The 13,976-nt window shown below is 34.9% G+C and carries 10 protein-coding genes; all 10 read right to left on the bottom strand.

The window, feature by feature from the left end; genetic code table 11:
• Positions 1–147 precede the first annotated feature (147 nt).
• Positions 148–1,287, bottom strand: a complete 1,140-nt coding sequence (locus PHQ99_05640; GenBank protein ID MDD4289051.1) for a xylose isomerase — start codon at positions 1,285–1,287, stop codon at positions 148–150.
• A gap of 94 nt (positions 1,288–1,381) precedes the next feature.
• Positions 1,382–2,557 (bottom strand): ROK family transcriptional regulator, encoded by a 1,176-nt coding sequence (locus PHQ99_05635; protein MDD4289050.1) that lies wholly within the window; start codon positions 2,555–2,557, stop codon positions 1,382–1,384.
• Positions 2,558–2,613: 56 nt separating this feature from the next.
• Positions 2,614–3,822 (bottom strand): sugar ABC transporter permease, encoded by a 1,209-nt coding sequence (locus tag PHQ99_05630; protein ID MDD4289049.1) that lies wholly within the window; start codon positions 3,820–3,822, stop codon positions 2,614–2,616.
• Positions 3,822–5,360: a sugar ABC transporter ATP-binding protein gene (gguA, locus tag PHQ99_05625; protein MDD4289048.1), complete on the bottom strand. Its 1,539-nt coding sequence runs from the start codon at positions 5,358–5,360 to the stop codon at positions 3,822–3,824. The genes PHQ99_05630 and gguA overlap by 1 nt, the downstream gene beginning before the upstream one ends.
• A 99-nt stretch (positions 5,361–5,459) precedes the next feature.
• A complete protein-coding gene (locus tag PHQ99_05620) occupies positions 5,460–6,515 on the bottom strand; it encodes a substrate-binding domain-containing protein (GenBank protein ID MDD4289047.1) in 1,056 nt (351 codons plus the stop codon).
• A gap of 230 nt (positions 6,516–6,745) precedes the next feature.
• The gene (locus PHQ99_05615) at positions 6,746–9,094 is read right to left on the bottom strand and encodes a glycoside hydrolase family 3 N-terminal domain-containing protein (protein MDD4289046.1); all 2,349 of its coding nucleotides are present in this window, start codon (positions 9,092–9,094) and stop codon (positions 6,746–6,748) included.
• A gap of 58 nt (positions 9,095–9,152) precedes the next feature.
• On the bottom strand, positions 9,153–9,998 hold the full coding sequence (locus tag PHQ99_05610; GenBank protein ID MDD4289045.1) for a carbohydrate ABC transporter permease: 846 nt from the start codon (positions 9,996–9,998) through the stop codon (positions 9,153–9,155).
• Positions 9,999–10,018: 20 nt separating this feature from the next.
• Positions 10,019–10,966, bottom strand: coding sequence for a sugar ABC transporter permease (locus PHQ99_05605; protein ID MDD4289044.1), 948 nt, complete (start codon positions 10,964–10,966; stop codon positions 10,019–10,021).
• 83 nt (positions 10,967–11,049) lie between these two features.
• Positions 11,050–12,330, bottom strand: coding sequence for an extracellular solute-binding protein (locus PHQ99_05600; GenBank protein ID MDD4289043.1), 1,281 nt, complete (start codon positions 12,328–12,330; stop codon positions 11,050–11,052).
• 309 nt (positions 12,331–12,639) lie between these two features.
• A partial coding sequence (locus PHQ99_05595; GenBank protein MDD4289042.1) for a diguanylate cyclase occupies positions 12,640–13,976 on the bottom strand: 1,337 nt, incomplete at its 5' end.

Genomic DNA, 13,976 nt, shown 5'->3' with positions numbered 1-13,976 from the left:
AATAAATTACTCTTATTATATTAGGAATATTTATTAATAAACATTTCTATTAATGTTGGCCTTCCTTTAATAATTAATATAATAAATATTAATTATTAATACACATATTGTCATTTTTAATTAAAAATCTTTAATAATAACTCCTTATTATCCTCTGTATATTTCATTAAAATAATTTTGAGCCTTTATTAATGCTTCTCTCATAACATCTTCGGCTCTGGCAGTATCTCTTGCAATAAGATGGTTTAATAGTTGTCCTCTATCAATCTCTTCTGCAGCTTTAGCACAAGCTTCCCAGCTTAGTATACTTCTAATTACCCTGTCGATGCCCTGGTCTTCATTATCATATGGTCTTGTTTGCATATCATGACCTTTCCATCGATTAAATCCAGACTCCTGAATTAAACCTGCGATAGCTATATTCATTCCATTGATTCTTGTACCATGGTCTATATCAAATTTGCCCGGTCCCCCAAGTATAATACCGTCATTGTAACCCTGACTATTGATGTGCATATGGACTAAGGCATTATTATCTATTTCTTCAACTGTATCATGAACATGATCAAGTCCAATCATCTCTGAATGTCCGAATTCTTTATTTACCCCTTTTTTATCGCGTGAAATTTTAAACTCTTCTCCCAGTTTATTCCATAATACCAGGGCACTGGCAACAGTAGGTATTAAAAGAGCGGGGTGCCCTTCATTTGGTTTTGGTTCCAGGGCAAAATAGAGATATCCGCCTAATTTTTCTTCATACTGACACAATTTTGCCAGACTCTCCTTAAGATTTTGATACATCTGAAAAATTCCAATCGATGCAATATCATAACCAAAGGAGCCATTCCAGATAACTACAGTTGGCCATTTTGAAGAATCGGGGTGCCATGCCTTTCTAAGAGGCCCATAAGCAAGAGCGACCGTTCTTTCGCCAAACTCCTCAGCTGATTTTCTCTCTGCCGGATCCAAAGAAGCTATCCCTCCATAAGCATAATGTTTATGAGCTCCCGGAGTTACCATAGATAGATATACTTTGGAATCTACAAGTGCATCAGCTATTTCTTGAGCAGTATCTTCATCATACTCATTATCATAATGCATTTCAAACCCTAACTCTACATTTTCCGGTAATCTTGGAGCAATTCTATCTTTAATTATTTTAATGGTGTCAACAGTATTTAAATTTTTTTCACTCCATTTTGGCCTTATATCATCAGGAACAAAGCCACCCTGCCCGGCATTAAAAGTCCAACGGCAAATACTATGCATTGATTTGCTATTTTTCATTTTATATATACTCCTTTCACTCCTTTAATAAATCTATATATTTTTACTTAAAAAATTATTTTTTAATTAAAAATGCCACATATCTATTAAGGTACTAAATAAATTTTATTCTTTTATTAATTATTAAATCTGCCATACCATAAACCGCAGCCATGTTACCCAATTTACTGAATTTAATATCTGTCTTTTTACAAGAAACAGATAAGCAACTTTCTTCGAGTTTTTTAATAATCTCTTCATAAATATAATCTTTTATTTCTACAATACCTCCACCTATCACCAGTAACTCGGGACTAAGGCCATTTATAATATTTACTAATCCAACTCCAATATTTCTTCCTATTTCCTGAAATATCTTAAGTGCGGTTTTATCATCGTTTTTCCCTAATATATATATTTCTTCTTTTGATAATTTTTTCTTATTGACAGATAATTCTAAATATCTGTTTACAATATAATTTTCTGAGGCATAAATCTCCCAGCAACCACGATTACCACAATGACATTTAGTACCATTTGTATTAATAGTAATATGACCAAACTCTCCTGCATTCCCACTAGCTCCCCTGTATAATGATCCATTTATATAAAGACCACAACCTATGCCTTCGTTTATCGAAACAAATACCATATTATTAACCTGAGGATAATACGACCCTCTTTCTCCAATGGCTGCAGCCTTTGCTTCATTATTTAGAATTACAGGCAAGTCATATTTCTCTTTGAATATCTTTGAAATGCTTACATCTTTCCATCCCAGGTTAGGTGCAAATTCTAATACACCTTTTATTTTATCAATTAACCCTGGTACCGCTACGCCAATTCCTAAAAAATCCTCTAATCGCAGATTTTTTCTTTTAATCATGTTATCCATTTCATAAAATACATGCTCAAAAGTTCTCAAATAATCACCTTTGTGCTTGATAGGAATAATGATCATTTCCACGGGTTTTACTTTTAAATCAAACATTACAATTTTTATTCGATTAACCTCGATTTCAATACTGAAGATGTAAGCTTTGTTAGGGTTAATTATTAACTTTACTGGTTTTCTACCTCCGGAAGAAATCCCCTTATTTGTTTCAACTACAAACCCTTTCTTAATCAAAGTTTTAACATGGTTAGAAACTGTTCCAGGACTGCATCCTGTAATTTCAGTTAACTTTATTCTGGAAATAGGACCCTGTTGGTAAATAGTTTTAAAAATTCTACTAAGATTCCATTTCTTCATTGTTATTGAATTTCCAAGGTTGGTTTTACTTTTGTTCATAATTTGCATTATTCCCTTTCTTGATCTATTATTACAACACCAATATTATTTCTATTTTAAGCCTTATTTTTCCTTGATGTTACATCCAGATAAACAGCAAGAACCAATATTGATCCCTTAACGATATACTGCCAGAAAACACTCATATTCATGACACTCATTCCATTTTCAAGACTGGTCATAATAAGAGTACCAATTACGGCACCGAAGACTGTCCCAATACCTCCCATTAAACTTGTACCACCCATTACACAACCACCAATTGCTGAAAGTTCATAATTAGTACCACCACTGGTTGTTCCTGCGGCAACATAACCGGTTAAAATAATTCCGCTAACACCACATAAAATACCCATCATGGCATATGTTTTTAGAACAACTTTTTTTACATTTATACCAGACAGTCTTGTCGCTTCTTTGTTACCACCTACAGCATAAATGTGTCTTCCAAATCTTGTATTATTCATTATATAAGTAACTATTATAGCAAAAGTAGCCATAATTAATACTGGAATTTGAATCCCCCTGTAGCTATTCATCATAAAAGTAAACACTAAAATAAGTACTGAAAATACCGATGCAACAAATAAATCAAGACCAATTGATCTGATTTTTATCCCATATTGTTTCTTTTTTGCTCTATTCTGTAAGGTGGATATAAAAATAATTATAATAGCAATAATTGCAATTACTATGCCAGTATATGTTGAGAGATAGCCCTGAGCCATTACACGAAGGGAATCTTCAATTGGGATAATTGTTTTACCCTGAGTGACACCCAAAATTCCCCCCTTAAGAACAAATTGTCCCCCTAGTGTAACAATAAAAGCTGGGACTCCTCCATAAGCTATAATATAACCCTGACCAAGTCCTATTATTAGACCTATAAAAAGACAAACAATCACTGTAACAACTGTACTAATAATTCCTAATGATTCAATTGAAAGAGAAGGAAACAGTCCCGGAAGAAGGGTGGGGAAAATAATTGCCTGCAAATAGGCAGCTATAACACTTATAAAACCGGTCATGGATCCTACGGAAAGGTCAATATTGCCTGTTATAATGACCGGGGTCATCCCAATGGCAAGAAATGATATAATAGTCATTTGTCTTAGAAGATTTGAAAAATTTCTTGTTGAAAGAAAAACACCACCGGTTAAAGACCCAAAAAGTAACCAAATAATAATAAGAGCAAAAAACAATGTATATGCCCTAAAATCAATTTTAAATTCTTTAAACTTTTGAATATAATTTAAATCTTTCATTAATCATACCTGTTTATTTTTTTAATATTTGTGGCTAACGCCATAATTTTTTCCTGGGTAGCTTCTTTGCGCTCTAATATTCCAGCACACTGGCCTTCATGCATAACCATAATTCTGTCACTTATCCCCAGCACCTCCTCCAACTCTGAAGATATCATAATTATTCCCACACCCTTTTCGGCAAGCTTATTTATGAGATTATATATCTCATATTTTGTCCCTACATCAATTCCTCTGGTCGGATCATCTAAAATAAGGATTTTCGGGTTTGACATTAACCATTTGGCAATAACAACCTTTTGTTGATTTCCTCCACTTAACGATTCTGTTATAGTAAAAAGGGATGGTGTTTTAATTGATAGATAATCTGCATATTTTTTACATTCTTGTAATTCTTTGTATTTATCGATATTTAATCTGGTAGAAAATTGCTTGAGGTTTGGCAAAGAAATGTTTTTAAAAATTTCCTGTATTAATACCAATCCCTTTCCTTTTCTATCTTCCGGGACAAGGCTTATTCCATATTTAATTGCATCTTCTGCCGAATTAATCTTGATAGATTTTCCTTCCAGCAAAATATCACCAGTGATCTGATTTCCATACTCTCCAAATAAAGCTGTTACAAGTTCAGTTCTTCCAGAACCCATTAAACCTGCTATTCCCAGTATTTCACCTTTTTTTAAATTAAATGAGACATTTTTAATTACTGATTTATTTTTTAAAAATACTGATAAATCTTTAACTTCCAGGATTTTTTTACCTGGTTTAGATAGTTTATTTGGAAACCTCTTCTTCATTTCTCTTCCAACCATCATGGCAATAATCTTCTCTTCGTTAGAATCTATGGCTCTTACTGTATCAACTACCTGACCGTCTCTAAGCACAGTAATAGTATCAGCAATTTTACAAAATTCATCCAATCTGTGTGAAATATAAATACAGGTTACTCCACTATTTTTTAAATTTTTTAATATTTCCATTAAAGAATTTGCTTCAGAATCAGTGAGGGCAGAGGTAGGTTCATCAAGAATTAACAATTTAACCTCACGAGACAAAGCTTTTGCAATTTCAACCATCTGCTGCTGTCCAACACTCAGTGTAGATAATTTTGCAAAAAGGGGAACATTTAATTTATATTTTGCCAGAATTTCTTTTGTATCTGTAAATAGTTTATTCCAATTAACAACTCTTCTCTGATCTATTGGCTCCCTTCCCAGAAAAATATTTTCACCAGCCGTTAAACATGGTACAAGAACTAGCTCTTGATATACTGTTGCAATTCCCTCTTTTATTGCTTCTTCAATTGAAGAAGATGTAAATTTTAATTCTTTTTCATTGAAGTAAATGCTTCCCTGGTAAGTATTATAAGGATACACTCCTGCTAAAATTTTTACTAAAGTTGATTTCCCGGCACCATTTTCTCCACAGATCCCATGAATATCTCCTCTTTTTATATTAAATGAAACATCAGATAATGCCCTCACACCTGGAAAATCTTTTGTTACATTTTTTATTTTTAGAATCAAATCATCTTTCAAAATAGTTCCCCCTATTAGGGTTTTAGTTGTATTTTATAAATCAAGTGCACTGCAGTTTTTTTAACTGCAGTGCACTACATAATATTTTATAATAAACAATTAAATTTTTGGGGGCCGTTCTCCCTCAGGAACACCCTTATATACATCGTCGTATGACTGATATCCACTTTTTACAATTACCTCATAAAGGTTATCCTTAGTTGCACCGACAACTTCCAGGAATCTACAAGGTACAGTACCTTGTAGATTTTCTCCGGTTAACTCAGCTAATGAAAATTCTTCCAAGCCTTCTACAGCTTCACCTTTGGCCATTTTGACTGCTATTTCAATTGACAGAGGGACAAGTTTTCTTATGTCTTTATATACACTTACTGTGAGTTCTCCTTTAGCTATTGCATTACACCCGGCTGCCGTGGCGTCCTGTGCAGAAATTGGGACCTTACCGGCCAGACCCTGGGCTCTTAGAGCTTCAATAGCCCCCAGAGCCGTTGAATCATTGGAAGCAACAACTGCATCAATTTCATTGTTGGTGGCAGTCAACATATTTTCCATAATCTTTAATGCTTCGGCTGTATCCCAATTAGGTACCCATTGGTCGGCAACGATTTCAATCTGTCCGCTATCAATATGGGGTTGAAGTACTTCCATCTGTCCCTGTCTGACAAGCACAGCATTGTTATCTGTCGGGCTGCCACCAAGTAAGGCAAATTTGCCACTATCTCTTGCAGCTATAACCCCTCTTGCCTGGGCACGTCCGACTTCCACATTGTCAAACGAAATATACACTGCATTGTTGGGTGACTTGATTAAACGGTCATAAGCAATACACTTCACACCTGCTTCTGTTGCTGCATCTACTGCTGTTGCTGCCGCGGCACCATCTTCTGCAACAATCAGGATGACATCTGCTCCCTGTAAAACCATATTCTCTATTTGATCATTCTGTATCTTCGGATCAAGGTTAGCTTCTTGAACAATTACATCAGCGCCTAAGCTCTCAGCAAGTTTGGTCATTTCTTCAGCTTCTCTTACCCATCTTTCTAAGGTAAAATCAGAAAAAGATAGACCGATTAAAGGTTTATCGGCAGCAAAAACTGACAGGCTCAAAACAATTAAAAATGTAATTGTCAGTAAACTAATATAAAATTTTTTCATAATTAGAATCTCCTTTTTTACAATACTAAAATTAGATACGGTCAAAAAAATTAACTTATCTTTTTAATCACCACCTTTTTATTCAGTTTTTTGTTACTTATAGTTCTTCCAGGCTTCTACCACAAGATCTTATTTAAGATAAGACAATAATTTAATTTGTTTTAACTCATATTATATATGTCAGAGTTCTTGCAAAATATTTTAGTCATAAAACAGTTTAAAATAATATTTTAATTAACATTATCTCTTTCTTTGGTAATTTTATACTCACCCACTAAACGGATATCTTCAGAAGAACTTCCTATCATAACCTTTATTGTTGACGGTTCTACAATATATTTTAATTCTTTATTATAGAACCCAAGTTGTTCTGATAGTAAAATGAAGTTAACTGTCTTTTTTTCACCGGGTTTCAAAGTAATTCTCTTAAATCCTTTCAATTCTTTTAATGGTCTCGTTATGGTGCTTTGTCTGTTGTGAACATATAACTGTACAACTTCATCCCCGGTACTGGAACCAATATTTTTTACAACAACACTCATTTTCACCTTACTATCCAGGGACACAGTCCTTGGTGTAATAACCATATTACTATACTCAAAATTGGTATAACTTAATCCATGACCGAATGGCAAAAGTGGCTTGCTACTCATCTCAACATAATCCCCTTTCCAGTGGGAACGTCCACCGGATGGTTTGTGGTTATAATATACAGGTACCTGTCCTGCAGACCTGGGAAAAGAAATAGGTAATTTACCTCCCGGGTTATAATCCCCAAAAAGAACATCAACTATCGCCTTAGCCCCCTCTTCTCCAGGTAACCATGATTCTAATATTGCCGGTATCTTTTCATAAACCCAATTTATAGATAAAGGCCTTCCGTTTACAAGTACGACAACTACCGGAGTACCTGTATTATAAATCTCTTTTATAAGTTCTTCCTGTACCCCGGTAAGATTAAGAGTGGCCCTATCTCTGGTTTCTCCACTGGTACAATCATTTATAATCCCTGATTTTCCTCCCACTGCTATTACCGCTAAATCTGATTCTTTTGCAACCTCAATCGCCTCTGAAAAGCCTTCTCTTGAATCACCTGTAACTTCACATCCTTTGGCATAATTTACTGCAATACTATTATTAAATCTTTCTTTTATTACCTCTAAAATACTTTTTATTGAAACAAAATTATCTTCCATTTCCACGTTATCGGGAACAGGTGTATCAAAATCCTGCTTTCCCTCCTTCATCTCTAATAATGATTCAATATGACAGGGATAAGCATAATCACCTATGATATTCCTGGTACTGTTTGCATTTGGTCCTATCACTGCTAAAGATTTAATATCTCTAATAGGTAATGTATTATTATCATTTTTTAACAATACAATTGATTTACAGGCAATCCTGTAGGCCAAATCCCGCTGTTCCGGTGTATCAAATTTTGTTACGGTTGCCTTCTCGTCTATATATGGATTTTCGAAAAGGCCCATTAAAAATTTCATTTTAAGTATTTTAGTTACAGATCTGTCAATTAGAGATTCATCAAACAATTGTTTTTCCAGGGCATTTTTTAATGGAGTTCCATAGCAATCAGTACTGGGTAAATCTACATCTACACCTGCCTTGATAGCTTGAATTGCTGCCTCCTCTTTATCTGATGAAACCAGATGATATTCTTTTAGCATGTTTATAGCAAAATAATCCGATACAATTAATCCCTCAAATCCCCATTCACCCCTTAAAATATCCTTGAGTAATTCTATAGAATTATGACATGGTACACCATCCAGCTCATGGTATCCCGGCATAATTGCAGCAACTTTTGCCTCTTTTACTGCAATTTCAAAGGGTTTTAAAAATATTTCACGTAATTCCCGGTAAGGAATATGTGGAGGTGCCCAATTCATGCCGCCTTCTGAAACACCATAACCGACAAAATGTTTGGCAGTTGCCATTACCCCTGTCTTCCAGTTGTTATCCTGAATTCCCCTGATATAGGACAATCCCATTATCGAAGTAAGGTATGGGTCTTCTCCAAAAGTTTCCTCTGTTCTGCCCCATCTAGCATCTCTGGCTATATCTAAAACCGGTGCAAGTGCCTGATGTGCACCAACTGCTCTCATTTGTTCCTTAATAACTCTACTCATCTTTTCAACCAAATCCGGCTCCCAGGTACTCGCTACTCCTATAATCTGAGGAAAACAGGTTGCTCCTTTAGCCATATAACCACTGCATGATTCTTCATGAATAATCGCAGGTATTCCCAGACGTGTTTTCTCAAGTAAATATTTTTGTATCCGATTTGCTGTTCTGGCGGACTCTTCAGGACTAAAATTACTTGCTCCGCCAAGCCTTGTAATCTGTCCAATACCACTTTTCATCAGGGTATCTGCTTTTTTTTCAGAAAATTCTTTTTTTTCTAAAATCTCATATATCCACAAACTACCAAGTTGGGCTATTTTTTCATCCAGATTCATAAGCGATAAAAGACTTTTTACTCTCTTAGAAACCGGTTTATCCTTATCAAGGTATGTCCTGGGGTGAATGTCATTATTATACTTTTTAAATCCCTCAGTCATTTTTATAACCCTTTTAAATAAAATTTAAAAATTCTTTGACTTTAATTTATAGTAATATCTATCCTTTTAAAGCCCCCGCAGTTAAACCTGAAACTAACTGCCGTTCTGCAAATATATAAAAGATTATCGCAGGAATAGCGGACAATAGCAGAAAGGCAGATACCAGTGATAAATCCATTCCATATTGACCCTGAAATTGCATTGTCCCTAAGGGAAGAGTCCACAACTTTTCCTGGTCTATTAAAACCAGTGGCACTAAAAGATCATTCCAGCTGGTCACTATGGTTAAAGCTGCAACTGTTGCAAGAGAAGGTCTGGCAAGAGGCAATAGTACACACCAAAAAAACCCAAGATTATTGCATCCGTCTATGCTGGCAGCATCCTGAAGTTCAAACGGGACAGACATAAAGAAATTCCGCAGTATCACAATAGAAATAGAAAGCTGGAATGCTGTCTGTACTAAAATCACACCTGTAAGACTATTGATTAAATTCAACTGTCGTATTATCAGGTATATTGGTAAAATTGCTACAGTTACTGGAAACATTAAGCCAAGTGTAAAAAAGTTAAACAACATATTCTTCATTCGGAATTCTATCCGGGAAAATACAAAAGCCGACAAGCTGGCGACAACAACGACTCCAACAGTAGTTACAATCATCACTAATATGCTGTTACGCATCATATACCAAAATATCGGCATTGTTAAAACTCTTTTTATATTGCCCCAATTAGGTGGAATTGGTAGTGTATAGGGGACTGTCATAAACTCACCACGGGTCTTTAAAGTTCCAAATATAATCATTGCTATGGGAAATAATATAAATATTGCGGCAATTGTAAGGATGATATATTTAAAAATCATCGGTGATTTATTCTTTTTATTTTTTGAGTTATGTTTCATTATTCATCAAGATCCTTTTTTTAAGATACGTTTTCCGTGTTTCTGGTAAGTCTTAAATAAATTATGGAAAAAGTTAAAGAAATAAGCAGCATAATGATTGCTACTGCGGAACCATACCCTAGCTCAAATCGAACAAAACTATAACGATACATATATGTGGACATCACCTCACTGGCATTAACCGGACCTCCTCTGGTCATAATCCAGACTAAAGCATACACCTGTAATGAACCAATAATCGATAGATATATAGAGGTCTTTATCGTTCCGGCTAATAATGGTAAAGTGATATGAGTGACCATCTGACGGCTATTTACACCGTCAATCAAAGCAGCTTCTTCAATGTCTCTCGGAATATTTTGCAAGCCTGTTATATATAAAAGCATATGAAATCCAACATATTTCCAGGTTAATACAACAAAGATTGCCGGCAGCACCAGTCTGGTGTCTGCCAACCAGGCCTGAGGTTCCAAGCTAGGAATAATATTAATAATTGCATTCAGAAATCCTCGTCTTGGATTAGGATTATACAGAATTAACCACATAATTGCGGTAATAACTTCCGATAGAATATAGGGCATAAAAAAAATTGCCCGGAAAAAAGCCTTTCCCGGGATATCTCTTCCAACAATAAGAGCAAGCCCCATCGCTATTGGAAGCTGGATTACCAAAGAAAATATTACAATTAATATTCCATTTTTAACTGCTTTTAAAAATATTTTATCAGTCAGTAAACGTGTATAGTTCTCTATCCCTATATAATCAACTGCGGGGCCAAAACCTTTCCAATTAAACAAACTATAATAAGCAGAGCGAAATATTGGATAAACAAGGAACATGGATAATAATATAAATGCTGGTAGTAAAAACAATATAATAGTCATATTATTTTGAAGTTGCCAGGTAAAGGTATTGGTCTGTGGTAATAGCTTTATGTTTTTATCTTCTTTTGAGCCTTTTGTATTCATAAAGGATTTCCTTCTTAAATATCATGATGTGTGGGAATCAGGTTTTGAGCTCTCATCCCCACACATTTATTACTAAGGAAAAACTATTTTATTTCTCTATCCGCTGAATCTTCAACCATCTGAGCTGTTTCTTCTGGAGTCATTGTTCCTGCAAATAATCCCTGAACAGCATCATTAACCACAGAACCTGTTGCCGGAGGTAGATATTGATCATAGTACAGCTGGAAATATTTGGCATCTGCCGCACCCTGTTGAACAAGCTTTAGAGTCGGATCAGTCAGCCCTGCTTCAGCACCTTTTACTACCGGTACTGAAAGACCAATTTTGGCCTGTTCAATCTGTGATTCCACACTACTGATAAACCTTAAAAAGTCAATAGCTTCTTCAGGTGCATCCTTTCCAACGACAAATCCATTGCCTCCACCTAACGCATCATCAGCGTGACCTGCTCCTCCTTCAACCATTGGGAATTTAAACCATCCTACTTTATCACCTAATCCTAATCCATCAATACTGTTTTCTTTGAATGATCCGGGAGCCCATTGTCCCATAAGGTCCATAGCTGCTTCGCTATTACCCATAAGAGTAGCTTCATCAGCCCAGGTAGCTCCCAGGAAACCAAACTGGAAAGGTTCAGCATCTACTAACTCCAACAATTTTTCTCCTGCTTCTATAAATGCAGGATCAGTAAAAGAACCTTCCCTGGTAGCCGCTTTTACAAATGCTTCTTCTCCACCGATACGTGCTGCCAGATATTCCCAGTAGAAGGCACCTGTCCATTTGTCTCCTTCACCTAAAGCAATAGGAATAATATCGGCATCTTTTAATTTTTGAATAGTATCAAACAACTCAGACCAGGTTTCAGGGGGACTATCAATGCCCGCCCGGGCAAACAATTCTTTATTATACCAAAAACCAACCATACCCATATCGCGTGGTACACCATAATTTCTTCCTTTGTATGCATATACTCCTAATGCTCCCTCTGAAAATGTTTCACGCCAGCCGTCTTTATCCAGATATTCAGTAATATCCTTGAGCAAACCGGCTTCGGCCTGATCATTCATAGTACCCCCACCCCAGCTTTGGAAAAGATCAGGTACCTCTCCTGATTGCATAACTGTGGTCATCTTAGCTTTGAAATTCTCGTTTTCCATGACTGTAATTTCAATATTTACATTAGGGTTTTCAGCCATATATTCATCTGCCAGATCTTGCCATAATTCCCTGTGTTCTGTTTCAGTCTGAATATGCCACCAGCTTATAGTCACAGGTTCATTTTGCGCTAAAGCAGATAAAGAAAAACATAGACTGCCAACCAGTATCAGCACAGTTAAAACCTTAATAGAAATATTTTTTCTCATTTTAAGACCTCCTAAAAATTAAATAAAATTTTTGATATTGTCAGGTAAAATAATATTCTTTTTTCGAATTTCATTAATTTGTTTTTGATAAGAATTATTTAAATACACATCCCTCCTTTTTTTAATTGGCTTACTAAATAGTAAAATATTTTATAGGAACTGTGATTTTGCAGAATATAATGGTGTATTTTTGTAGTGTGTTTTTTTCTTCGGAAGAAAGCTATACTTTTTTTAATACTTAAAATAAGTATTATATTTACTATTTGAATAATACACTTATATCAAATTTAAGTCAATATATATGAGGATTTATTTTTTATTTTTATGAAAATTAGCATATAAAGATATTATTGATGTTCTGCATTTTGTTTTTTTCTTATACATTTTATCTTCTGCTTCTTTTAATACATCAAGGATATTCCCGGATGTGGATTCCTTTGTAGAAATTCCAAGAGAGATACTGATAGGCACTCCATTTATACTTTTTTTCTTACATGCAGATTTTATTCTCTTGATAATACTTAACGCTTCCTCTTTACCGGTATTAGGCAGTATGGCAATAAATTCATCCCCTCCCCATCTGGAAACAATATCTTCCTTTCTAAAACATTTTTTAAATATATCTGCAATAGTTTTAAGGAGAATATCTCCTTCTAAATGTCCAAATGTATCATTAATTAATTTAAGTTTATCTATATCACCCATTACTATAGTAAGGGGAAGCTGTCTATCTGTATCTAATCTATTTAAACTCTCATCAAAAAAGGCTCTATTATAAAGTCCTGTAAGCCGATCATGATAATATAAGTAATGTATCTTTTCTTCTGATTTTTTTCGGTCAGTGATATCTCTGGAAATCCCAAAGGTTCCCACAATATTACCTTCCTTATCATAAAAAGGCATTTTCGTGGTCAAAACCCATTCATTCTCTCTACCATGCCAGGTTTCCTTTTCTTCGATATTTACAACGGGCTTTCCAGTCTTAATTATGTTTTGTTCATCAATATATGCTGGTTCAGCATGTTCTCTGGTAAAAAAATCAAAGTCTGTTTTTCCAATTAACTCTTCTGGGTCTTTTACACCAAGTTTTCTTGCTAATCCATTATTGGCCAGCAAAAATCTGCTTTGAAGGTCTTTAAAATATATTGAGTCAGTTACCCCTTCCATGAGAGCATTCATGAAAGATATTTGCTTTTCTAATTCTTTCTCTACCTTCTTTCTATCAGTTATATCCCTGGAGATTCCAAAAATTCCAATAATATTGCCTTCTTTATCATAAAAAGGCATTTTGGTTGTTAAAACCCATCTAATACCTTTCTCGTGCCAGGTCTCTTTTTCCTCAATATCAACTACCGGGATGCCTGTTTTAATTATTTTCTGTTCAATATCATACGCCTCTTTGGCATGTTCCTCAGTAAACAAATCATAATCTGTCTTTCCAACCAACTCGCTTACATTGTTTATGCCAAGCTTCTTAAGCAATGCCTTGTTTGCTGATATAAATCTACTCTGGAGATCCTTAAAATATATACTATCTGTACAATAATCCATAAGTGCACTTACTATTTGTTTCTCGTTTAAGTCAAATTTTTTATCGTTTCCTTTTCTTTCTTCGGCCATTTTGAATCCTTCGAAAACTATTTTAC

The organism is Atribacterota bacterium (assembly GCA_028703475.1).
In the GTDB taxonomy this organism is placed as follows: Bacteria; Atribacterota; Phoenicimicrobiia; order Phoenicimicrobiales; family Stramentimicrobiaceae; genus JAQVMU01.
The sequence above is the reverse complement of the archived record's forward strand: the minus strand, read 5'-3'. Positions and strand labels throughout refer to the sequence as shown.